The organism is Bacillus sp. FJAT-22090 (genome assembly GCF_001278755.1).
In the GTDB taxonomy this organism is placed as follows: Bacteria; Bacillota; Bacilli; order Bacillales_A; family Planococcaceae; genus Psychrobacillus.
On the sequence record NZ_CP012601.1, the window covers coordinates 3,170,859 to 3,196,628 of the forward strand.

The following is a 25,770-nucleotide window of genomic DNA, read 5'->3' on the forward strand; positions in this document are numbered from 1 at the left end:
GTTACCACCCTCTATCTTGCATACGATCTTGGGCAGATAAACGAGAAATTTCAATTCCCTTCATCGGAATTCCTAGGTCTTTTGATATTTCTACGAGTAATTTGTAGTCTTGGTAATGTGTTGTTGCTTCTACGATTGCTTTTGCAAATTTCTCAGGGTTTTCTGATTTGAAGATTCCTGATCCAACAAATACACCATCTGCTCCAAGCTCCATCATTAATGCTGCATCCGCTGGTGTGGCTACTCCACCAGCTGCAAAATTTACAACCGGTAATTTACCATTATGTTTGATTTGCAATAAAACATCATATGGTGCTCCTAAAATTTTTGCTTCTGTCATTAATTCATCCTCGTTCATATGAACAATTTTACGTACATGCGCATTTACTTTACGTAAATGACGAACAGCTTCTACAATATTCCCTGTTCCAGGTTCCCCTTTTGTACGAAGCATAGAAGCTCCTTCTCCGATACGACGAGCTGCTTCCCCTAAATCCTTACATCCGCAAACGAATGGTACTGTGAATTCGCTTTTACGTAAGTGATACTCTTCATCTGCAGGAGTTAAAACTTCAGACTCGTCGATGTAGTCAACACCCATTGCTTCTAAAATTCTTGCTTCTGTAATATGGCCAATACGTGCTTTCGCCATAACTGGAATTGTTACTGCTCCCATTACTTCTTCCATTATGCGTGGATCTGCCATACGAGCAACACCACCTGCTGCGCGAATATCAGATGGTACACGTTCTAATGCCATTACTGCTACTGCACCAGCAGCTTCTGCAATTTTTGCTTGCTCAGCATTGATAACGTCCATAATAACGCCACCTTTTTGCATTTCTGCCATTCCACGTTTTACTCTCTCTGTACCAGTTAAATTTGTAGTCATAAATTTTTCCCTCCATATTCTTTATGAAGTTTAGTATAATAAAAGATGACCATTTGAAAAGTACCAGAAATCAGAAATACAGAGTGGTCAGATTGGTGATGAAAAATGGACTATCTAATGTTTCAACTAGAAAAAGAAGCCCAAACTCCTTTATACGAACAACTTTACAATGAAATTAAAGATGCAATAATTGAGGGAAAAATAGAAGAAGGAGAAAAACTTCCTTCCAAAAGAAAACTTGCAGAATATTTGGCTGTTAGTCAAACTACAATTGAATTTGCGTATAGTCAACTTGTAGCAGAGGGTTTTATTAGTTCAGAAGCTAGAAAGGGATTTTTTGTTCAAAGCTTAGAAGAATTAGCTTTGATTGAACAAGATTTACCATTGATGGCACGAGAAATAAGCGACACCGACCATGTAATGATAGATTTTTCACCCGGTAAAATTGATACAGATTCTTTTCCATTTACTACATGGAGGAAATTTACGAAGGAAACCATTAACGAGGCAAATAAAGATTTTCTTCAACTTGGGCATCCTCAAGGAGATTATGTTTTACGGCAACATATTTCCTCTTATTTATACCAATCACGTGGCGTTAAATGTAAACCTGAACAAATTATTCTTGGTTCCGGAACAGAGCAAATAATGCCGTTAATTATCCGTTTACTAGGCAAAGAAGCTGTTTATGGTATTGAAAATCCGGGTTATCCACTCACCCATCATTTATTTTTAGATGATAGAAAAAAATCATTGCCTATTCCTGTTGATATGGACGGAGTAATAGTGTCGGAACTTGAAAAAACTAGAGCTACCGTCATGTATGTAACTCCTTCACACCAGTTTCCAACAGGTGCTGTACTTTCTGCTACGCGTAGGAGCCAGCTTTTATCCTGGGCTTATCAACAAGAGAATAGATATATTATTGAAGATGACTATGACAGTGAGTTTAGATACACAGGTAGACCTATTCCTTCTTTACAGGGACTTGATCAAAATCAGCGTGTCATTTATTTAAGTACGTTTTCCAAATCCTTAATGCCATCGCTGCGAATTGCATATGCCGTATTACCAGAAGCTCTGATCATGCAATATAAGCAAAAATTCTCTTATTATGCAGCAACCGTACCTCGAATTGATCAGCATGTATTAGCAAAATTCATGGAGTCAGGTCATTTTGCCAAGCATTTAAATAAAATGAGAAAAATCTATAAACGAAAACTAGAAATGGTAACGAAAACAATTGCTAAATATAATCCTACTGTTACGATTTCAGGCGAGCAGGCAGGCATGCATATATTATTAACTATTCATACATCTAAAAAAGAAGAGGAACTAGTTTTACTTGCAAAGAATTCGGGTATACGTGTATATGGCCTTCGTGAGTATGCAACGGAGGATACAGATGTTGCTACAGATCCCAAAATTGTTTTAGGCTTTGGAGGAATTGATGTCCTGGAAATTCCCTCTTCCATAAATGCTTTAATGAATGCTTGGGATATAAAAAAACACCGTGAACGCAATTAAGCGCACGGTGTTTTGATATTAAAATAATCCGCCAACAAAATCAGTTGTACTATTCCATAAATTACCGAAGAATTTACCGATTCCTTGGAACATTAAACTAATCCAGCTAGCACGTTCTACTGATTCTGTAGTAACTACATCTACTTCAGCTGCTTTATCTGTGATATAACCGTAATCAGAGCCTTCCGTTTTCTCCAAATGAACTTTACCTACGACTGTACCTTCTTTAACGTCTGCCTCTAAGTTTTTCTTATCAGGTGTAAAAACAGGCTTGTACATGTCTTTTTCACTTGTTTTAATAACCATAGAAATTGGATCTTTTACAGAAATTGCAACGGAATCTTCTTTACCTTTTATAACAGGTAATGTTTTATTTTTAGGAATTTTGTATCCTGCAGGAACTATTTCTACTTTAGAAAATTGTGCAAATCCATAGTCAAACAATGCTCTTGTTGCATCAAATCGAGCTTTATATGTACCTGCTCCATTCGCATCTACAGCTTTCATAACAACTGCAATCACACGCATTCCATTTTTTTGAGCAGTTCCAGTAAAGGAATGACCGGCAAAATTGGTTGTTCCAGTTTTTAATCCATCTACACCTTCGTATTCATACACTAATCCTGGTAACATCCAGTTCCAGTTACTCATTTCAATTGCATCAGAAGTGCCTTCACGAAATGTTTTTTTAGGGATTTTAGTTGTTTCTAATACTTCGGGATAATCTTTCATTAAATTGTACGCAAGAATGGCAACTGATTTAGCGGGCATAACATTTTCATCAGAAGCACCTGTGCTTGCTGGGTGCATCCCTTGTAAATCCTCATTATTCAAACCTGTTGAATTGACAAACTTATATCCTTCTAAGCCCATTTCTTCTGCTTTTTCATTCATCAGCTTCACAAAGTTCTCTTCTGTCCCAGCGATTGTCTCTGCTATTGCAATAGTAGCTGCATTGGCAGAATAAATAGCCATCGCTTCATAAAGTTCTTGAATAGAATAGCTACCATCTTGACGAAGAGGTACGTTACTTAAACGGCGATCCTGAGAGATTTTGTATGTATAATCTGTCACTGAATATTGTTGATCCCAAGAAATCTTTCCTTCTTCAATTGCTTCGAATAACAAATACTCTGTCATCATTTTAGTCATACTAGCAATACCTAATGGTGACTCTGAATTTTTCTCATATAAAATTTTTCCTGTATCTGCATCAATTAAAATTGCAGCATCGACATATAAATTCAAACTATCCTCTGCTTTTGTTTCGACCGGTGCTCCACATATAACTGATACTAAAAACATAGGAAGTATTAGCCATTTTATCATTGATGTCATCCAAACTTTCTTCACTACTGTACCTCCACTAAAAGTTTTTTCAATGCTCATTTTAACACATTTTTTTGCTTAATAGCACTTTACATATAAAAAGCACCCATTCTGCCTAGATAAAGACGATAAATGGGTGCTAAAGTTTCTTTCATACATTACTTATGAAATAGAATAGTTAGGTGCTTCTTTCGTTATTTGAACATCATGCGGATGGCTTTCACGTAATCCTGCACCAGTCATGCGAATAAATTGAGCATTTTCACGTAAGTCTTGTAAGTCTTTCGTTCCACAGTAACCCATGCCTGCTCTCACTCCACCAAGTAATTGATGTACAGTATCAGATAGCGGTCCTTTGTAAGGAAGACGACCTTCAATTCCTTCTGGTACTAATTTCTTTGCATCCTCTTGGAAGTAACGGTCTTTTGAACCTTTTTCCATTGCACCAATTGAACCCATTCCTCGGTACACTTTAAAACGTCTACCTTGGAAAATTTCTGTTTCACCTGGGCTTTCAGTTGTACCAGCTAGTAAACTTCCTAGCATAACAACATGTCCACCTGCTGCAAGTGCTTTAATAATATCTCCAGAGAATTTAATACCACCATCTGCAATAATAGTCTTACCTACTTTTCTAGCTTCAGTCGCACAATCATATACTGCAGTAATCTGAGGAACCCCAACACCTGCAACAACACGAGTAGTACAAATAGAACCAGGTCCAATCCCCACTTTTACTACATCTGCTCCTGCTTCAAATAGAGCACGTGTAGCTTCGCCCGTAGCTACATTTCCAGCCACAATATCTAAATCTGGGTATGCTTCACGAATACTCTTCACCGTATCCATTACACCTTGAGAATGACCATGAGCAGTATCAATTACGATAATATCTACATGTGCTTTCACAAGCTTTTCTACACGCATCATTGTATCTTTTGTAACCCCAACAGCCGCGCCTACTAATAAGCGACCATGTTGATCTTTTGCAGCATTCGGGAATTCAATTACTTTTTCAATATCTTTTATAGTAATTAAACCTTTAAGAATTCCATTTTCATCTACTATAGGTAATTTTTCAATTTTATATTGTTGTAAAATTTTCTCTGCATCTTCAAGAGTTGTCCCAACAGGTGCAGTTACTAATTGCTCTTTTGTCATAACTTCATCAATGATTAAAGAATAATCTTGAATAAAACGCAAATCACGGTTTGTAATGATTCCAACAAGTTTTTGTTCTTCTTCATTATTTACAATCGGAACACCGGATATTCTATATTTCCCCATTAAATGTTCTGCATCATAAACTTGATGGGTTGGAGTTAAGAAGAATGGATCTGTTATAACACCATTTTCAGAACGTTTAACTGTTTCCACTTGTTCCGCTTGTTCTTCTATGGACATATTTTTATGAATTATTCCTAATCCACCTTGTCGAGCCATTGCAATAGCCATTTTAGCTTCTGTGACAGTATCCATACCTGCGCTAATTATAGGTATATTCAACTTAATCTTTGATGTTAATTGAACAGATAAATTCACATCTTTTGGCAATACTTCCGACTGTGCTGGAACTAGTAGTACATCATCAAACGTTAGACCTTCTTTTTGAAATTTAGTATCCCACATTTCTCTAATTTCCTCCTCTGTTAAATGAATATTATTGTAAGGTTATCAGCGCCCAAGCACACTGTCAAGATTCCTAGAATAAAACAATAATTCCGATTTTTCTTTTAAAATTAGATATTGTTACTTTATTCCATATTATTCTAAGAAAACATAGGTAATCTCTACAATCATGCCGATTCTTCAGCATAAGTTTATCCAGTAAAAGGAAGTCAGATACTTATAAAAACTCGAAATTATTTGAGTACCTGAGTGACGATTTGAAATTAGATATGGGAGGCTAGTTTGCCTATTAGAGCAACCAAATGAGTCGTATAAGCGACTAAGGAGAATCTAAAAGCAATCAATTAGATAATGAAAGCGACCATTTCTCACAATAAAGAGTTCAGTTTCTCTGAGATGACCCATTTTTTCTTCTGTACTACGTTTATAAGACTATCTTCCAAGTTTATCTACAATTCTTTGCCTTCGGCTTTTTTCTAGTACAACAAAAAAAGCCGTCACCGAATACTCGGTGACGACTTTTCTAATGCCCAGCGACGTCCTACTCTCACAGGGGGAGACCCCCAACTACCATCGGCGCGCGAGCTTCACTTCCGTGTTCGGGCTGTGAAAGTAGATGAACGGCAGATTTCTTCGTCAGCCGCGGTCGTTCGATTCTCGCGTATATCATACGCTGCGAGCCTCTCTTTCTTGCTTCCTCGAACTCTTTGTTCCTCTACTTTCTCGCAAATAAAACTACTATTCTTTGCCTTCGGCTTTTTTTCTAGTACAAAAGAAAAAGCCGTCACCGAATACTCGGTGACGACTTTTCTAATGCCCAGCGACGTCCTACTCTCACAGGGGGAGACCCCCAACTACCATCGGCGCTGAAGAGCTTAACTTCCGTGTTCGGTATGGGAACGGGTGTGACCTCTTCGCCATCATCACTAGACTCTTCGGCTTTCCATACACATCGTACTTCTTCGTCAACTTCATTCGTTCGGTCAGTCACGTACTTGAGTACGCTCCTTTCCTCTCTCAATCGTTTCCTTGAATTACTCGTGTCTAGAAACCCTCTTATTAGAGTGCTTGTTCACTCAAAACTGGATAAAAGACATTGGTGCTCGCAAATTCATATTTGGTTAAGTCCTCGATCGATTAGTATTCGTCAGCTGCACGTGTCGCCACGCTTCCACCCCGAACCTATCTACCTCATCGTCTTTGAGGGATCTTACTTACTTGCGTAATGGGAAATCTCATCTTGAGGGGGGCTTCGTGCTTAGATGCTTTCAGCACTTATCCCGTCCACACATAGCTACCCAGCGATGCTCTTGGCAGAACAACTGGTACACCAGCGGTGTGTCCATCCCGGTCCTCTCGTACTAAGGACAGCTCCTCTCAAATTTCCTACGCCCACGACGGATAGGGACCGAACTGTCTCACGACGTTCTGAACCCAGCTCGCGTACCGCTTTAATGGGCGAACAGCCCAACCCTTGGGACCGACTACAGCCCCAGGATGCGATGAGCCGACATCGAGGTGCCAAACCTCCCCGTCGATGTGGACTCTTGGGGGAGATAAGCCTGTTATCCCCGGGGTAGCTTTTATCCGTTGAGCGATGGCCCTTCCATGCGGAACCACCGGATCACTAAGCCCGTCTTTCGACCCTGCTCGACTTGTAGGTCTCGCAGTCAAGCTCCCTTCTGCCTTTACACTCTTCGAATGATTTCCAACCATTCTGAGGGAACCTTTGGGCGCCTCCGTTACACTTTAGGAGGCGACCGCCCCAGTCAAACTGCCCGCCTGACACTGTCTCCTACCCGGGTTACGGGTATGGGTTAGAATTTCAATACAACCAGGGTAGTATCCCACCGACGCCTCCTCCGAAGCTGGCGCTCCGGGCTCTAAGGCTCCTACCTATCCTGTACAAGTTGCACCAAAATTCAATATCAAGCTACAGTAAAGCTCCACGGGGTCTTTCCGTCCTGTCGCGGGTAACCTGCATCTTCACAGGTACTATAATTTCACCGAGTCTCTCGTTGAGACAGTGCCCAGATCGTTACGCCTTTCGTGCGGGTCGGAACTTACCCGACAAGGAATTTCGCTACCTTAGGACCGTTATAGTTACGGCCGCCGTTTACTGGGGCTTCAATTCGCACCTTCGCTTGCGCTAAGCACTCCTCTTAACCTTCCAGCACCGGGCAGGCGTCAGCCCCTATACTTCACCTTACGGTTTTGCAGAGACCTGTGTTTTTGCTAAACAGTCGCCTGGGCCTATTCACTGCGGCTCTTCTGGGCTATGCACCCAAAAGAGCACCCCTTCTCCCGAAGTTACGGGGTCATTTTGCCGAGTTCCTTAACGAGAGTTCTCTCGCTCACCTTAGGATTCTCTCCTCGACTACCTGTGTCGGTTTGCGGTACGGGCACCTCCCGCCTCGTTAGAGGCTTTTCTTGGCAGTGTGAAATCAGGAACTCCGGACATTCGTCCTCGCCATCACAGCTCAATGTTACAGAGTGCGGATTTGCCTACACTCACACCTCACTGCTTGGACGTGCATAACCAACAGCACGCTTACCCTATCCTACTGCGTCCCCCCATCACTCAAACGGCGGGGTGGTGGTACAGGAATATCAACCTGTTGTCCATCGTCTACGCCTATCGGCCTCGACTTAGGTCCCGACTAACCCTGAGCGGACGAGCCTTCCTCAGGAAACCTTAGTCATACGGTGGATGGGATTCTCACCCATCTTTCGCTACTCATACCGGCATTCTCACTTCTAAGCGCTCCACCAGTCCTTCCGGTCTGACTTCAACGCCCTTAGAACGCTCTCCTACCACTGATACCATAGGTATCAATCCACAGCTTCGGTGATTTGTTTAGCCCCGATACATTTTCGGCGCAGCGTCACTCGACCAGTGAGCTATTACGCACTCTTTAAATGATGGCTGCTTCTAAGCCAACATCCTGGTTGTCTAAGCAACGCCACATCCTTTTCCACTTAACAAATACTTGGGGACCTTAGCTGGTGGTCTGGGCTGTTTCCCTCTTGACTACGGATCTTATCACTCGCAGTCTGACTCCCAAACATAAATCATTGGCATTCGGAGTTTGTCTGAATTCGGTAACCCGGGATGGGCCCCTAGTCCAAACAGTGCTCTACCTCCAAGATTCTCGCGTTTGAGGCTAGCCCTAAAGCTATTTCGGAGAGAACCAGCTATCTCCAGGTTCGATTGGAATTTCTCCGCTACCCACACCTCATCCCCGCACTTTTCAACGTGCGTGGGTTCGGACCTCCAGTAAGTGTTACCTTACCTTCATCCTGGACATGGGTAGATCACCTGGTTTCGGGTCTACGACCACATACTCATTCGCCCTATTCAGACTCGCTTTCGCTGCGGCTCCGTCTCCTCGACTTAACCTTGCATGTAATCGTAACTCGCCGGTTCATTCTACAAAAGGCACGCCATCACCCATTAACGGGCTCTGACTATTTGTAGGCACACGGTTTCAGGGTCTATTTCACTCCCCTTCCGGGGTGCTTTTCACCTTTCCCTCACGGTACTGGTTCACTATCGGTCACTAGGGAGTATTTAGCCTTGGGAGATGGTCCTCCCGGATTCCGACGGAATTTCACGTGTTCCGCCGTACTCAGGATCCACTCAAGAGAGAACGAATTTTTGACTACGGGGCTTTTACCCTATCCTGCGGACCTTTCCAGATCGCTTCGTCTAACTCGTTCCTTTGTAACTCTATGCTGAGTGTCCTACAACCCCAAGAGGCAAGCCTCTTGGTTTGGGCTCTTCCCGTTTCGCTCGCCGCTACTCAGGGAATCGATTTTTCTTTCTCTTCCTCCAGGTACTTAGATGTTTCAGTTCCCTGGGTGTGCCACAGATGCGCTATGTATTCACGCAAATGTACTGCTCCATTACGAACAGTGGGTTTCCCCATTCGGAAATCTCCGGATCAAAGCTCACTTACAGCTCCCCGGAGCATATCGGTGTTAGTGCCGTCCTTCTTCGGCTCCTAGTGCCAAGGCATTCACCGTGCGCCCTTATTAACTTAACCTAATTCGGCTTTCAATACACGGCGCATTTCTTCGTCAGCTTCGCTCGTTCACATCCTCACGTACGTTAGTACGTTCCGGTGTTCACTCACTCGCTTCCTCGAACTGCTTGTGTCTTGAAACCCTCAAATATAGTAGTTAAAAGTACTACACAAAAAATAATCACGAATGTGATTACAAATTGAATTTCTTGAATTTGTTGCTTTCAATGTCGTTTTATCCAGTTTTCAAAGAACAAGTTTGAAATGCTCAAATGAATGAACATTCAAAACTGAACTGCAAAACGTTAAGCTACAGATAAAGATCTGTATTCCGTGTTTATCCTTAGAAAGGAGGTGATCCAGCCGCACCTTCCGATACGGCTACCTTGTTACGACTTCACCCCAATCATCTGTCCCACCTTCGGCGGCTGGCTCCCAAAAGGGTTACCCCACCGACTTCGGGTGTTACAAACTCTCGTGGTGTGACGGGCGGTGTGTACAAGGCCCGGGAACGTATTCACCGTGGCATGCTGATCCACGATTACTAGCGATTCCGGCTTCATGTAGGCGAGTTGCAGCCTACAATCCGAACTGAGAACGGTTTTATGGGATTAGCTCACCCTCGCGGGGTTGCGACCCTCTGTACCGTCCATTGTAGCACGTGTGTAGCCCAGGTCATAAGGGGCATGATGATTTGACGTCATCCCCACCTTCCTCCGGTTTATCACCGGCAGTCACCTTAGAGTGCCCAACTGAATGCTGGCAACTAAGATCAAGGGTTGCGCTCGTTGCGGGACTTAACCCAACATCTCACGACACGAGCTGACGACAACCATGCACCACCTGTCACCGCTGTCCCCGAAGGGAAAATCCTATCTCTAGGACGGTCAGCGGGATGTCAAGACCTGGTAAGGTTCTTCGCGTTGCTTCGAATTAAACCACATGCTCCACCGCTTGTGCGGGCCCCCGTCAATTCCTTTGAGTTTCAGTCTTGCGACCGTACTCCCCAGGCGGAGTGCTTAATGCGTTAGCTGCAGCACTAAGGGGCGGAAACCCCCTAACACTTAGCACTCATCGTTTACGGCGTGGACTACCAGGGTATCTAATCCTGTTTGCTCCCCACGCTTTCGCGCCTCAGCGTCAGTTACAGACCAGAAAGTCGCCTTCGCCACTGGTGTTCCTCCAAATCTCTACGCATTTCACCGCTACACTTGGAATTCCACTTTCCTCTTCTGCACTCAAGTCCCCCAGTTTCCAATGACCCTCCACGGTTGAGCCGTGGGCTTTCACATCAGACTTAAAGGACCGCCTGCGCGCGCTTTACGCCCAATAATTCCGGACAACGCTTGCCACCTACGTATTACCGCGGCTGCTGGCACGTAGTTAGCCGTGGCTTTCTAATGAGGTACCGTCAAGGTACGAGCAGTTACTCTCGTACTTGTTCTTCCCTCACAACAGAGTTTTACGATCCGAAAACCTTCTTCACTCACGCGGCGTTGCTCCATCAGACTTTCGTCCATTGTGGAAGATTCCCTACTGCTGCCTCCCGTAGGAGTCTGGGCCGTGTCTCAGTCCCAGTGTGGCCGATCACCCTCTCAGGTCGGCTACGCATCGTCGCCTTGGTGAGCCGTTACCTCACCAACTAGCTAATGCGCCGCGGGCCCATCCTGTAGTGACAGCCGAAACCGTCTTTTAACATTCCTCCATGTGAGGGAATGGATTATTCGGTATTAGCCCCGGTTTCCCGGAGTTATCCCAATCTACAGGGCAGGTTGCCCACGTGTTACTCACCCGTCCGCCGCTAAATCAGAAGAAGCAAGCTTCTTCATCATTCGCTCGACTTGCATGTATTAGGCACGCCGCCAGCGTTCGTCCTGAGCCAGGATCAAACTCTCCATAATAGAGAACTTAAAAAGCTCATTTTGTTTTGCTGGCATCATCATTAAATGATGTCAAAATTGTTTGCTATCCGACTAACCGAAGTTAGTCTATCAAGCTATATGTCTTAACGTTTTGCATGTTCAGTTTTCAATGTTCATGTTGCCGTCTTGTTTTGACGACTTCTCTATAATACCAAGATACGATACACATGTCAACACTTTATCTAAATAAAATATAAAACTCTTTCATTATCATTAAAAGAAAGGAAAGAGTTCTCTCTATATTATTATACAAGTGCTTCAATATAAACCGATCGTTTTGCATTTAAATCAATTATCTCACCATTTTCAGTTAATCGAATCATCGGTCGGAATGGTGAATCTCTATGTAAAAAAACTACTTCTCCTATTTCTCCATTCGATAAAAGTACTCGAGTTGAAATAGGTACTGCACCTACAAGAGATATTAAAGCATTTACAACTTGAATATTATACTTACCAAACTCTTCTTCTTTAATCATTTCTAATACTTTAAAAGGAGAACTTTTTGCTCGATAGATCCTTTCGGATGTCATTGCATGAAAAACATCGGCAACAGCAATTATTTGTGAATAAATCGATACATTTTCCATTTTTTCACCCTTTGGATATCCGCTACCATCTAATCTTTCGTGATGTTGAAAAATAGCAAGCTTCATCTCAGGTTTAAGTAATGGACTATCTTTGATCATCTGAAAACTATAAATTGTATGCTTCTTAATCTCTGAAAAATCCGCTTCTGTTAAGTGAGACTTTTTATCTCTAATTTTTGAATTTACCTTTGCCATACCTGTATCAGCCATTAAACCGGCAGTTGCTATTTGAATAATTTCACCATTAGAATAGTTTAACTTCTTTGCTATCGCACCAGAAAGTATCCCTACAGCGATAGAATGATGAGCAATATATTTTTCTTTTGTAGAATAGTTATTTAAATAAAAAAGAGATTGTCGATCAGCCGATGCTCTTTCTACTAAAGGCATAATGATATATCGTAGCCTAGCTACATCAACCTTCATTCCAGATTCCCATGCTAAAAATTCCTTATGATAATTACTAACGGCATCGTTATATAATTGAGCAAAGTTTGTTTTAATTTCTGGTGCATTATTTTCTATTATAGTTTTCTTGGCTTTTTCATCGTTTAGTCTCATTATCTCTTCATCAGATCTATTGAACATATTATCTATAGTTACTGGAACTTTGTTTATATTAAAAGCACGTAATACTTGTATATGCTCTCTCAATATTTTCGTATCTTTTCGAATAATAGGAGTCTTTGTATTTACTAAGATATCTTCCGCAATTGTGCTGCCTAATCTTAGTTCTTCTAGATTCTCTAATATATAATCCAATGTATTCACTCCTTTTGTCCTTTTAATTTCCTTAATTATACTAAATTTTCACGATTTTTGTATATGCAAAAAAACACCCCTAAGCAAATATGTTTGCTTAGGGGATTTATTTATTCATTTTCTTCGATTGATGATTCTTCTACTTCATTAATGGAATCCTCGGTCTCCACTTCATTTATAGAATCCTCTTCTCCTATTTCTTCATCATCTTCTTTTTTCACTTTAGCTACGGTTGCTATTAACTCATCTCCTGCTAATCTCATTAATCGGACACCTTGAGTGCTTCTGCCTGTTACAGAAATATCATTAACATCCATACGAATGAGCATACCATTTATAGTAATTAGCATTAAGTCTTCTGTTCCATCTACTGCCTTAACCGCACATAATGGGCCATTTTTTTCGGTGATTTGACAGGTTTTAACGCCCATTCCACCACGGCTTTGTAAACGGTATTCGGATTCTGGTGTACGTTTTCCGTAACCATTTTCAGTTACAACTAAAATTTCTTGACCAGGTTCAATAATTTCCATACCTACTACATAGTCGTCATCTTTTAGTCGAACACCTCTAACACCACTAGCGGTTCTTCCCATTGATCGAATATCTGTTTCTTCGAATCGAACTAATTTTCCTTGACGTGTTCCGATAATAATCTGCTTGTTTCCATCTGTTAAACGTACAGCAATCAGCTCATCTTCGTCACGTAAGGAAATAGCAATCAATCCATTTGCTCGAATATGAGCAAAACCAGAAACAGGAGATCGCTTAGTTACACCATGTTTAGTCGTGAAGATGAAATAATTATCCTCTTCAAATGATGCCATTCGGATCATCGCTGTAACTTGTTCATCTCTTTCGATACCTAGCAAGTTAACAATCGGTAATCCTTTCGCTGTTCTTCCGTATTCAGGAACTTCAAACCCTCTTGCACGATACACTTTACCTTTGTTAGTGAAAAATAAGATTGTATCATGGGTAGATGTGTACAATAGATGCTCTACAAAATCATCCTCGTTCGTACCCATCCCTTGAACTCCACGGCCACCACGTTTTTGACTCTTGTACGTATTTGCAGGTAATCGTTTAATATACCCTTTATTTGTTAAAGTTAAAACAGAATTTTCAACTGGAATCAAGTCTTCATCCTCTAAAACTTCTGCTCCTCCTGCAACAATTTCAGTTCTACGTTTATCGGCATAACGATCTTTTATTTCTGTAATTTCTTCTCTAATAATTTCAAGTACTCTATATTCATTTGCTAATATAAACTTCAACTCTTCAATTAATTTAACTAATGAATTATATTCTTCTTCAATTTTGTCACGTTCCAAACCAGTCAAACGTTGTAAACGCATATCCAGGATTGCTTGAGCTTGTCGTTCAGATAAATTGAATTTCTCCATTAGTCCATTTTTCGCTTCTTCTCCTGTTTGAGAAGCTCGAATTAATGCAATAATTTCATCAATATGATCTAACGCAATACGTAAACCCTCTAAAATATGTGCTCGATCTTCAGCTTTATTTAACTCAAATTGTGTACGGCGACGAATAACTACTTTTTGGTGTTCAAGATAGTAGTAAAGCATTTCTTTTATGTTTAAGACTTTTGGTTGGTTATCTACAAGTGCTAGCATATTTACACCAAAACTAGATTGTAGGGCAGTTTGTTTATATAAATTATTTAATAATACATTTGAGTTAGCATCTTTTCGAACTTCTATAACAATTCGCATACCATTACGGTCAGATTCATCTGCTAAATGGGTAATGCCATCAATTTTTTTATCTCGAACGAGCTCTGCGATTTTCTCGATTAAGCGTGCTTTATTTACTTGGTACGGTAATTCTGTAACGATAATTACTTCTTTACCACTAGCTTTTTGTTCAATTTCAACCTTAGCACGAATTAAAACTGATCCTCTACCTGTCTCATAAGCGCGACGAATACCACTTCGCCCTAAAATGATACCACCAGTTGGAAAGTCAGGACCTGGAATAATAGACATTAGCTCTTCAATGGTAATTGCAGGGTTCTCAGATAATGCTAGAACTCCATCAATTATTTCTCCTAAGTTATGAGAAGGGATATTAGTTGCCATCCCTACTGCAATCCCTGAAGCACCATTTACAAGCAAGTTTGGATATCTACTAGGCAATACTACTGGTTCTTTTTCTTGGCCATCATAGTTATCTTTATAGTCGATTGTGTTTTTATTGATATCTCGCAACAACTCTAGTGCAATCTTAGACATACGAGATTCTGTATAACGCATGGCAGCTGCTCCGTCTCCATCAACAGACCCAAAGTTACCATGGCCATCTACTAACATATAACGATAACTAAAATCTTGAGCCATACGTACCATCGCTTCGTAAATAGAGGAGTCACCATGTGGATGGTATTTCCCCATTACGTCTCCTACTATACGAGCAGACTTTTTATGAGGCTTATCCGGTGTATTCCCTAATTCTTGCATACCATATAAAATTCGACGATGAACGGGTTTTAAGCCGTCACGAACATCTGGTAATGCACGGGATACAATTACACTCATTGCATAATCAAGGAAGGAAGTTTTCATTTCTTGACTAATATTGATCCCTTTAACACCTTTATTCGGTATTTCCGACATTCTCAAGACCTCCAGTCACACACTTACTTAAATATCTAAATTCTTCACATACACTGCATTTTCTTCTATAAATTGACGTCTTGGTTCTACGTCCTCACCCATTAATTGTTCAAATACAGCATCAGCTTCCATGGCATTATCTAAGTTTACTTGAAGCAATGTACGAACATCTGGATCCATTGTCGTTTCCCAAAGTTGGTCTGCATCCATTTCACCCAAACCTTTATATCGTTGAATATTTGGTTTCGATGTTTTAGGTAAACGATCTAAAATTTCTTTTAATTGTTCGTCGTTATAGCAATATTCTACATGCTTCCCTTGTTTTACTTGATATAAAGGTGGCTGTGCAGCATATACATAACCTGCCTCGATTAAAGGTCTCATAAAACGGAAGAAGAAAGTAAGTAATAAAGTACGAATATGAGCTCCATCGACATCAGCATCGGTCATAATAATAATTTTGTGGTAACGGGCTTTTTCTAAAGTGAATTCTCCGCCTATTCCAGTACCTAATGCAGTAATCATCGCTCGAATTTCAGCATTTCCAAGTATTCTATCTAAACGTGCTTTTTCCACGTTTAATATTTTCCCACGTAATGGCAAAATAGCTTGGAAGTGACGATCTCGTCCTGATTTTGCTGATCCACCGGCAGAGTCACCTTCTACGATGTACAGTTCACTTTCTGCAGGAACACGAGATGAACAATCCGCTAATTTCCCAGGTAGACTTGAAACTTCTAAAGCTGATTTTCTTCTTGTAAATTCACGAGCTTTTTTTGCGGCAACTCGAGCTCTTGCAGCCATCAAGCCTTTATCGACTATTTTTCGAGCAACCTGAGGATTTTCTAATAAAAATCGATCAAATCCTTCGGAAAATAAGCTATTCGTAATAGTACTAACTTCTGAGTTTCCTAGCTTAGTTTTAGTTTGTCCCTCAAATTGAGGATCTGGATGCTTAACAGATACTATCGCAGTTAGTCCTTCACGAACATCATCACCTGATAAATTGGTATCTGCCTCTTTTAACAAACCATTTTTTCTAGCATAGTCGTTGATGATACGAGTAAGGGCTGTTTTGAATCCTGACTCGTGTGTTCCACCTTCATACGTATTAATATTATTTGCAAAAGATAATATATTAGATGAATATCCCGCATTATATTGCATAGCAATCTCAATAGAGATTCCTTCTTTTTCACCCTCAACAAATATTGCTTCTTCTGTAATAGGTTCTTTTGATTTATTTAAATCTTCTACGTATGATTTTATTCCGCCTTCATAATGATATTTAATGGACTTTTCTTGGCCTTCTCTTTCATCCGCAATTGTAATTTGTAATCCACGATTCAAATAAGCCAATTCACGAACACGATGAGCCAAAATATCAAATTCATACACAGTTGTTTCTGTAAAAATTTCAGCGTCCGCTTTAAATCGTGTTGTTGTTCCATTTTCTTCGGATTCTCCGATAACTTCTAATGGGGAAATGACATCTCCACGTTCAAATTTAATACGATGAATTTTTCCATCTCTCTTAACATATACTTCTGTATACTCGGAAAGTGCATTTACAACAGAAGCACCAACACCATGTAGTCCACCGGATACTTTATAGCCTCCACCGCCAAATTTACCACCAGCATGGAGAACAGTCATGATAACTTCAACAGCAGGCTTACCCATTTTTTCTTGTGTGTCGACAGGGATACCTCGTCCATTGTCTTCTACTCGAATCCAATTGTCTTTTTCTATTGTAACAATAATATGATCACAATAACCTGCAAGTGCTTCGTCAATACTGTTATCAACGATTTCCCATACAAGATGGTGAAGTCCCTTTGAACTAGTTGTACCAATATACATACCCGGACGTTTTCTAACAGCTTCTAGTCCTTCTAACACTTGTATCTGATCAGCATCATAATGTGATTCTAATTCTTTTTCTTCCATAGCCAACTTGCTCACCCACTCTTTCATTACTTCAATAATGGTGAATAAAAAATTATTAATATATTTAAAATCCTAAAAACTAATATTCAGTATTTAGATTATTATTTTATTACGACTGCTCCTTGTTCCACATGAAACAATTGTGCTTGTTGAATCGTTTCATGTGTAAGACCATCTACACTTGTAGTAGTAACAAATGTTTGAACGTCACCTTGTATAGTATTTAACAAATGTGACTGTCTATAATCATCCAATTCAGACAAAACATCATCCAGCAATAAAACAGGAGCTTCACCTACCTCCTGTTTTATCAATTCAATTTCCGCAAGCTTCAACGATAATGCAGTTGTACGCTGTTGTCCTTGAGATCCATATGTTTGTACATCGTAGTCATTAACAAAAAACTGAAGATCATCTCGATGAGGACCAGTAAGGGTTATGCCTCTATCAAGTTCTCTTTTTTGGCTTTCAAATAATTTCTTTTCTAGAAATTCTTTCATCTCACTTTCAGTCCACTCTGCATGTATACCAGAAGATGTTTGATAGGAAACGGTCAACTTTTCAAGACCTCTAGAAATACCAAGATGAATTGGTTCAGCCCATTTTTGTAATAATTCCATGAACTGATATCTTTTTTGAATAACTTTTATAGCTGCATCTATATATTGTTCTGTATATACATCAAACATGACATCGTTTAACAGTGATTTCCCTTGATGCTGTTTTAAAATATGATTGCGTTGTTTTAATATCTTTTGGAATTGAAGTAAATCATGTAAATAAACAGGGGAAATTTGTCCGATTTCCATGTCAAGAAATCGTCTTCTGACTTGTGGACTACCTTTTACTAAGTATAAATCTTCTGGAGCAAACATAACGACATTCAACTGTCCAATGTAATTACTAAGCTTCGTTTGCTCAAGGTGGTTAACTTTAGCTTTTTTACCTTTTTTTGATAATAATAATTCTAAAGGTAAACGACCATATTTTTTTTGAATGTCACCTTTTATTTTACCATAGTCTGCTTCCCAGCGTATCAATTCTTTATCATTAGCTGTTCTATGAGACTTAGCCATTGATAAAACATAAAGAGATTCCATTAAATTTGTTTTTCCTTGCGCATTTTCTCCGATAAAGACATTAATTTTAGAGGAAAAATCCAATTGAATTGAATCATAATTACGGTAATCTTTTAATTCTAATCGTTCAATGTACATATCAATCCCCGTTCTCTGGTCCAACCATTTGGAATCTTCCTACTCCTGGAATATTCACTATATCTTTATTTCGAAGTTTACGTCCTCTTCGTTGATCCACTTCACCATTTACATAAACAATATTTTCGCTTAAAAACCACTTAGCCATTCCACCCGAATCTATTGCATCCGTCATTTTCAATAATTGACCAAGTGTGATAAATTCTGAGTCAAAACGAATCTCTTCCAAAAGTAATTCAACCTCTTCTCATTTTCATTATCCCTTCATTTTACTCTAAATCAGCAAATAAGTAAAAAAAAGATAGCCACCTTTGTGACTATCAAAAATATTAATATGTTCTTACTGGTAATATAAGTTGCAGGATGGAGTCATCATGTACCGACTTCAATACAAAAGGTCTCATTGCTCCTGAAAACAGAATTTTTATGTCTTGTCCATCAATTGCTTTTAATGCATCCATCATATATTTTGCACTAAAGGAAATTTTTAATTCTTCTCCCTCAATTGACTCCGCTTGAATTTGTTCTTCTACATTTCCGATTTCCGGTGAATTGGATGATACTTCAACCAGACCCTGTCCAATCGTTGTAAAACGAACTACATTGTTTCTTTCTTCTCTAGCGAGTAAAGAAGCACGATCAATTGCTTGCAATAATGATTTACCGTTTACTATAATCGTCGTTTTATATTCACTAGGTATTAATCTGGAAGTATCCGGATAGTTTCCTTCAAGTAATCTAGAATAAAACAAAACATCTTCCGTTTTAAACAAAATTTGTTGTGGCGTAATGACGATTGCTACTTCTGAAGAAGTCTCTTCTAAGATTTTGTTTAATTCATTTAAGCTTTTACCTGGAATAACCACAGTATATTCTTCGTTAGGTAAGTCTTTGACAGCTGTTTTTCTTCTAGCAAGACGGTGACTATCTGTCGCTACACAATGAAGTTCCCCATCTTTTACTACCCAGTTAACACCAGTAAGTACAGGTCGACTTTCAGAAGTTGATACAGCAAACACTGTCTCTTTAATAATTGATTTTAATAAATCAGATGGGATGAAAAATTGATGATTCTCTTCAATCTGTGGAAGTAATGGATATTCAGATGCATCAAGTCCAATTAAATTAAATTCAGATTTACCTGATCGTATATGTGTTTGAAATTGGTTTGTTACTTCAATCTCTACATCATTTGTTGGAAGTTTACGTACAATTTCATTAAAGACTCTTGCTTGTAAAACAATGGAACCAGTTTCTGTAATCCGTATAATTTGTTCTCCGTTTTTCTCTACAGGAATAAATGTCTGTATGGTGATATCTGAATCACTTCCGGTAATGTAAAGTCCTTTATCTAAAACTTCTAATTTTAACCCAGTTAATATTGGAATAGTTGTTTTAGAACTTACTGCTTTCATTACATTATTTAATCCTTCTAACAAACTATCTCTTGCTATATCGAATTTCATTTTGTTACCTCACTTATATAATTATTATTTATTTAAAAGAATAATAGATATAGTAATAGGGCCTGTGGATTTGTTGATAACTCTATTTTTATCTACTTACGACTACTTATCCACATGTGCATAAGTTGTGTTTAAACAGGATAACATTTTAGGAACTTATCCACAAATTGTTTTAACGTCCTAAAATAGATTTTATTTGTTTAAGGTCATCTTGTAAGTTTGCATCATCTTTTAACATACGAGCAATTTTCTCGTGAGCATGAATCACAGTCGTGTGATCACGTCCCCCGAATTCTTCTCCTATTTTAGGCAAAGAAAAATCTGTAAGCTCTCTCGAGAGATACATAGCAACCTGTCGAGGAAATGCAATAGATTTAGTTCGTTTTTTAGCACTAAAATCTTCTAACCTTATATGAAAATGTTCTCCAACCACTTTTTGTATATCTAAGATTGTAATTATTCGTGGACGAGCGTTTGGCATTATATTTTTAAGTGCCTCTGCTGCTAATTCCGTATTAATATCTTTATTTATAAGAGAAGAATAAGCCACTACTCGTATTAGAGCCCCTTCAAGTTCTCGAATATTCGAATCAATTTGATTTGCAATATAAGCCATTACATCATCCGAAATATCTAATCCATCTGCTCGTGCTTTTTTACGCAAAATAGCAATCCTTGTTTCTAAGTCTGGTGGTGCAATATCAGTTATTAAACCCCATTCAAATCGGGAACGAAGACGATCCTCAAGTGTTGGGATTTCCTTTGGAGGTCGATCACTTGAAATAACAATTTGTTTTGATTCTTCATGTAAAGCATTAAAAGTATGAAAAAATTCTTCTTGAGTTGATTCTTTTCCTGCAAGGAATTGAATATCATCTATTAAAAGCACATCGATATTACGATATTTGTTGCGGAATTCGATTGTTTTGTTATCCCGAATAGAGTTAATAAATTCATTTGTAAATTTTTCAGAAGATAAATAAACCACTTTTGCATTTGGATTGTGTTCTTGAACATAATGACCAATCGCATGCATTAAGTGGGTTTTACCTAATCCTACTCCTCCATATATAAATAGAGGATTATATGCTTTTGCCGGTGCTTCTGCTACAGCCAGTGATGCAGCATGTGCAAAACGGTTACCAGATCCAATGACAAAAGTATCGAATGTATTTTTTGAATTTAACATACCAGGTGAAAAATCAGGTTGGTCTCCATTATTTGAAGGAACTTTCGGTTTAGGAACTTCAAAGTCGTCGAAATCCTGATTTTTAGGAACAACAAATGAAATAAGTAGTTCATTTCCTGTTAACTCTGTTAATATTCCGGCAATTAGATGAATATAATGATTTTCAAGCCAATCCCTTGCAAATGAATTAGGAGCAGCTATCGTTACTGTTTCTCCTTTATATGAAAGTAGCTTGGTTGACTTTAACCAGGTTTCAAAACTAGGTTTGGATGTCTTTTTTTCTACTTCAGAGAGAACTTTAGCCCATAGTTCTTCTAAATGTTCCAATAATCTAATCTCCTTTTCTTAAGATTAATAAATATGTATAAAATAAAAAAAGAATAAGATATACACAAATCCACCGACTGTGGATAAATATTATAAACGTATGTGCAAAAAACTTATCCACACATTATTAACAGTTGTGGATAAAAATAAGATGCAGTTTTGGTTTAGAAAAGTAAAACACAAATATCGTACCAAAAAAATGAAGACATTACAAGAGATTTAAGAGTTATCCACAATAGTCCGATTATTAACAATTATAGTTGTCCACAAGGTATGATTATGTTAAAAACATGTTCATAAGGTTTGTGGATAATTTTTTTCGTGTATTTTTTATGCACAATGGTTTGTGAAAAGAAATTATAATCTGTGGATAACCAAGTTTCAATATGAATGAGGGAGATAGCAAAAAAACAATTGACAAAAGCCGTGCATCTTATATATAATATCGTAGACTGTCTAAAGTAGAACTTTTAAGATGATCATTCAGGAGGTGTCATATAGATGAAACGTACATTCCAACCAAATACCCGTAAACGTGCTAAAAACCACGGTTTCCGCGCACGTATGAGTACTAAAAACGGTCGCCGCGTATTAGCAGCACGCCGTGCAAAAGGAAGAAAAGTATTATCAGCATAAGTCCACTGACCATTTCAGTGGTCTTTTTTTCTTTTATAACGATGAGTTGGAGCAGGTGAACCGATGAATAAGAAACAACGAGTAAAAAAGAATAAAGACTTTCAAACAATATTTAAAAAAGGGAAGTCCTTTGCAAATAGACAATTTGTTGTTTATTGCTTAGAACATGAAGAAGATTTTTTTCGTGTAGGTCTATCTGTTAGTAAGAAAGTTGGAAATGCAGTAGTTCGTAATCGTATTAAGAGGTATATAAGACAAACCTTTTTAGAATTAAAAGATGAAGTAAATACAAATATGGAATATATTATTATCGCTAGAAATCCAGCGGCCAAATTAGACTTTCATGAAACAAAGAAAAGTCTTGAACATGTATTAAAAATTGCTAAGGTAATAAAGAAGAAAAACTAGTGAAGATTTTCTTTTAAATGGTAATATAGAATGAATGGATATATATATAAGAAGTATTAGGGGGAAGAAGGTTGAAAAAAAAATTATCACTATTAATTTTACTGCTAGTAACAACTGTATTTCTAGCAGGTTGTTCGGAATTTAATGAGCCAATCTATTCAAGTTCAGAAGGGTTTTGGAATGAGTATATCGTTTGGCCATTAGTTTCAGCAATTACGTACTTCAAAGGAATACTTGGTACGTATGGTTTAGGAATTATTGCGGTAACAATTATTATACGTTTAGCAATCCTACCATTAATGATCAAGCAAACAAAAAGCTCTAAAAATATGCAAGAAGTTCAACCAGAATTACAAAAATTAAAAGAAAAGTACAGTTCAAAAGATGCTGTAACACAACAAAAATATCAACAAGAAATGATGGCTCTATTTAAAGAAAGAGGAGTTAATCCAGCAGCAGGTTGTTTACCAATATTTATTCAAATGCCGATTCTAATTGGTTTTTACCATGCAATTAGTCGAATGAATAATACCCCTGAAATTAACTTAGGTAGTTTTTTAGGATTTGCACTTGCAGATCCAAGTATTGTTTTAGCAGTACTTGCAGGTCTTATGCAATTGATCGTTTTACGTACAGGTCCAGCAATGGATAATCCTCAAATGAAAATAATGATGTATATTATGCCATTTATGATTATTGGTTTTGGTATCGTATTACCAGCAGCACTAACATTGTATTGGGTAATCGGTAATATTATTTCTATCATTCAAAATTTATTCATTTATAAACCTTGGAACAAACCAAAGGCTGAGCCAGTCAAAACGGGAGGGGCAAAAAAATGAATCAGATTACGCAAACTGCACCTACAAAAGAAGAAGCTATAACTGTTGCATTACAAAAACTTGGTGTATCAAAACAAGAAGTAACAATTACAGTATTAGATGAAGGTAAAAAGGGTTTTCTAGGATTTGGAGCAAAACCTGCAGTTGTTCAAGTAACTGTTCGAATAAATGAAGAAAAGGTAGAAGAAGTGCATGAACCAGAAGTGGAGACACTCGAAGTAAACGATGAAACAGAGATTTCTCCAAGTACTTCAAATGAAGTGGACAATCTAGAAGGTACGAATCACTTAGCAATTGAAGAAACAATTAACTATATTAATGAAATAGCAAAAGAAATGAAGATTGATGATTTAGAAATCAATCAAACAAAAGAAGGAAAATTTGTTTACCTTCAATTAAACAGTAAAAAGGCTGCATTACTTATTGGTAAACGTGGACAAACATTAAATGCACTTGAAAGTTTGGCGCAGCTCGTAGCAAATAAATTTTCTAATTCGTTCATTATCATTAAGCTGGATGTAGGAAACTACAGAGAAAAACGACAAGAATCACTTGAACAGCTTGCAGAACGAATGGCAGATAAAGCAGTTCGAACAGGTAACAAAGTAGAGTTTGAACCGATGACTTCTTTTGAAAGAAAAATAATTCATAATGCATTATCTGTTCGAGTAGATATTGAAACTTATTCAGTTGGAACAGATCCAAATCGATATTTAGTAATCGAGCCAATAAAATGATATAAACGGATTTTAGCTTACGAAAAGCTAGAATCCGTTTTTCTTATTGCTAACTACCTAGACGAAAAGCTCGGCGCAAACCTACCGCAACTCCATTTGTTTGTTTGGGAAGATATTGTGCTTTCGCTTTTCTCTTTGCATGTTGATAACTTTTGATCACTAAATAAAATCATCTATACTTCTGATTTTTGACGATTTGTGTTATTGTTATATGTTAGATAGTCATGTTCGTTTTAACTTATTCACATGTGGATAAGTTAGTATGTAAAGGAGGTGGACACTTGTGGAATTCGATACAATAGCTGCTATTTCTACTCCACTTGGAGAAGGGGCTATAGCAATAGTGAGACTTAGCGGTCCCCATGCAATACAGATAGCAAACAAAGTATTTTATTCACCAAACGGAAAAGATTTACTTGTTCAAGCATCCCATACCATTCATTATGGGCATTTAGTTGATCCAAAGACAGAAGAGGTAGTAGAGGAAGTAATGTTGTCTTTGATGAAGGGACCCAAAACATTTACAAGAGAAGATGTAGTAGAAATTAACTGTCACGGTGGGCTTGTATCAGTGAATCGTGTCCTACAGCTTGTTTTGATTAATGGTGCGAGACTAGCTGAGCCTGGTGAATTTACAAAACGAGCGTTTTTAAACGGGAGAATCGATTTGTCACAAGCCGAAGCTGTCATGGATTTAATAAGAGCTAAAACAGATAAAGCGATGAATGTTGCGTTAGGGCAAATGGATGGGCGATTATCTAGACTTATTAAATCATTGAGGCAAGCACTACTCGAAACATTAGCTCAAGTAGAAGTGAACATAGATTATCCAGAATACGATGATGTGGAAGAAATGACTCTGCCACTAATGATTGAAAAATGTACATGGGTAAGGGATGAAATAGACAAACTATTAGTCACTTCATCGCAAGGGAAAATTCTTCGTGAAGGACTTTCAACGGCTATTATTGGTAGACCGAATGTAGGTAAATCTTCCCTTTTAAATAGTTTAATTCAAGAAAATAAAGCAATTGTGACAGATATAGCAGGAACTACACGAGATATAATAGAAGAGTATGTTAATGTACGTGGAGTTCCGTTAAAATTAGTAGATACAGCGGGTATTCGAGAAACGGAAGATATAGTTGAACGAATTGGAGTAGAAAAGTCTAGGCAAGTACTTAATGAGGCTGATCTTATACTACTAGTTTTAAACAATGCGGAGCAGCTAACAGAAGAAGACCGTAAATTATTTGAAGCAGTTCAGGGTATGGATTTTATTGTTATTATTAATAAAACAGACTTACCTACGTCGATAGATTCTAATGAAGTACAACGATTAGCAGGGGACAAACGTGTAGTTACTACTTCTTTACTACAAGAAGAAGGAGTCGATGAATTAGAAGAAGCAATTGCATCTTTATTCTTCGAAGGTACAATTGAAGCGTCTGATTTAACGTATGTTTCAAATGCACGTCATATTTCTTTACTACATTTAGCAAAAGCAACTGTAACTGATGCCATTGATGCGGCACATGCGGATGTGCCAGTAGATATAATTCAAATTGATGTGACGAGAACTTGGGAAATTTTAGGTGAAATTACCGGGGATACGGTAGAAGAAAGCTTAATTGATCAGTTATTTTCACAATTTTGTTTAGGAAAATAAAATAGGAGAGGAAGTAA

The 25,770-nt window shown here is 38.4% G+C and carries 16 protein-coding genes and 3 rRNA genes; 6 read left to right on the forward strand and 13 right to left on the reverse strand.

Annotated features, from left to right (window positions below; translation table 11 throughout):
- Position 1: 1 nt before the first annotated feature.
- The gene (pdxS, locus tag AM499_RS15925) at positions 2-892 is read right to left on the reverse strand and encodes a pyridoxal 5'-phosphate synthase lyase subunit PdxS (protein ID WP_053591121.1); all 891 of its coding nucleotides are present in this window, start codon (positions 890-892) and stop codon (positions 2-4) included.
- 105 nt (positions 893-997) lie between these two features.
- Here pdxS and pdxR point away from each other — a divergent pair, with 105 nt between their 5' ends.
- A complete protein-coding gene (gene pdxR / locus AM499_RS15930; protein WP_053591122.1) occupies positions 998-2,419 on the forward strand; it encodes a MocR-like pyridoxine biosynthesis transcription factor PdxR in 1,422 nt (473 codons plus the stop codon).
- An 18-nt stretch (positions 2,420-2,437) separates the two neighbouring features.
- On the opposite strand, the gene AM499_RS15935 is transcribed toward pdxR, so the two are convergent.
- From AM499_RS15935 to dnaA, 12 genes are all read right to left on the reverse strand, one after another.
- Entirely contained in the window at positions 2,438-3,772 is a 1,335-nt protein-coding gene (locus tag AM499_RS15935; RefSeq protein ID WP_053591123.1) for a serine hydrolase, read from the reverse strand.
- Between the two features lie 138 nt (positions 3,773-3,910).
- A complete protein-coding gene (gene guaB / locus AM499_RS15940) occupies positions 3,911-5,377 on the reverse strand; it encodes an IMP dehydrogenase (protein ID WP_053591124.1) in 1,467 nt (488 codons plus the stop codon).
- A gap of 815 nt (positions 5,378-6,192) precedes the next feature.
- A 5S ribosomal RNA gene (gene rrf, locus AM499_RS15945) occupies positions 6,193-6,308 on the reverse strand.
- Between the two features lie 186 nt (positions 6,309-6,494).
- Positions 6,495-9,423, reverse strand: a 23S ribosomal RNA gene (locus AM499_RS15950).
- A gap of 326 nt (positions 9,424-9,749) precedes the next feature.
- Positions 9,750-11,303 (reverse strand): 16S ribosomal RNA (locus AM499_RS15955).
- Together the 16S, 23S and 5S rRNA genes form the textbook arrangement of a ribosomal RNA operon.
- Positions 11,304-11,569: 266 nt before the next feature.
- Positions 11,570-12,685, reverse strand: a complete 1,116-nt coding sequence (locus AM499_RS15960; RefSeq protein WP_442853773.1) for an HD-GYP domain-containing protein — start codon at positions 12,683-12,685, stop codon at positions 11,570-11,572.
- Between the two features lie 101 nt (positions 12,686-12,786).
- Positions 12,787-15,312, reverse strand: coding sequence for a DNA gyrase subunit A (gene gyrA, locus AM499_RS15965; RefSeq protein WP_053591126.1), 2,526 nt, complete (start codon positions 15,310-15,312; stop codon positions 12,787-12,789).
- Positions 15,313-15,339: 27 nt separating this feature from the next.
- Positions 15,340-17,262, reverse strand: coding sequence for a DNA topoisomerase (ATP-hydrolyzing) subunit B (gene gyrB, locus AM499_RS15970; protein WP_053592251.1), 1,923 nt, complete (start codon positions 17,260-17,262; stop codon positions 15,340-15,342).
- Between the two features lie 101 nt (positions 17,263-17,363).
- Positions 17,364-18,479 carry a DNA replication/repair protein RecF gene (gene recF, locus AM499_RS15975; protein ID WP_053591127.1) on the reverse strand — a complete coding sequence of 372 codons (1,116 nt, stop codon included), beginning with the start codon at positions 18,477-18,479 and terminating at the stop codon, positions 17,364-17,366.
- Position 18,480: 1 nt separating this feature from the next.
- Positions 18,481-18,708 carry a S4 domain-containing protein YaaA gene (gene yaaA, locus AM499_RS15980; protein ID WP_053591128.1) on the reverse strand — a complete coding sequence of 76 codons (228 nt, stop codon included), beginning with the start codon at positions 18,706-18,708 and terminating at the stop codon, positions 18,481-18,483.
- A 100-nt stretch (positions 18,709-18,808) separates the two neighbouring features.
- Positions 18,809-19,945, reverse strand: a complete 1,137-nt coding sequence (gene dnaN / locus AM499_RS15985; protein WP_053591129.1) for a DNA polymerase III subunit beta — start codon at positions 19,943-19,945, stop codon at positions 18,809-18,811.
- 172 nt (positions 19,946-20,117) lie between these two features.
- Positions 20,118-21,461 carry a chromosomal replication initiator protein DnaA gene (gene dnaA / locus AM499_RS15990; RefSeq protein WP_053591130.1) on the reverse strand — a complete coding sequence of 448 codons (1,344 nt, stop codon included), beginning with the start codon at positions 21,459-21,461 and terminating at the stop codon, positions 20,118-20,120.
- A gap of 501 nt (positions 21,462-21,962) precedes the next feature.
- On the opposite strand from dnaA, the gene rpmH reads away from it, so the two are divergent.
- The 5 genes from rpmH (at position 21,963) to mnmE (ending at position 25,753) form a co-directional block, all read left to right on the forward strand.
- A complete protein-coding gene (gene rpmH, locus AM499_RS15995) occupies positions 21,963-22,097 on the forward strand; it encodes a 50S ribosomal protein L34 (protein WP_053591131.1) in 135 nt (44 codons plus the stop codon).
- Positions 22,098-22,160: 63 nt separating this feature from the next.
- Positions 22,161-22,505: a ribonuclease P protein component gene (gene rnpA / locus AM499_RS16000; RefSeq protein WP_053591132.1), complete on the forward strand. Its 345-nt coding sequence runs from the start codon at positions 22,161-22,163 to the stop codon at positions 22,503-22,505.
- Between the two features lie 71 nt (positions 22,506-22,576).
- Complete coding sequence (yidC, locus tag AM499_RS16005; protein ID WP_053591133.1) at positions 22,577-23,347, forward strand: membrane protein insertase YidC; 771 nt, start codon at positions 22,577-22,579, stop codon at positions 23,345-23,347.
- Complete coding sequence (gene jag, locus AM499_RS16010; RefSeq protein WP_053591134.1) at positions 23,344-24,084, forward strand: RNA-binding cell elongation regulator Jag/EloR; 741 nt, start codon at positions 23,344-23,346, stop codon at positions 24,082-24,084. Before yidC ends, jag begins: the two co-directional genes overlap by 4 nt.
- A 283-nt stretch (positions 24,085-24,367) precedes the next feature.
- Positions 24,368-25,753 carry a tRNA uridine-5-carboxymethylaminomethyl(34) synthesis GTPase MnmE gene (gene mnmE, locus AM499_RS16015; protein WP_053591135.1) on the forward strand — a complete coding sequence of 462 codons (1,386 nt, stop codon included), beginning with the start codon at positions 24,368-24,370 and terminating at the stop codon, positions 25,751-25,753.
- The last annotated feature ends 17 nt before the right edge of the window (positions 25,754-25,770 follow it).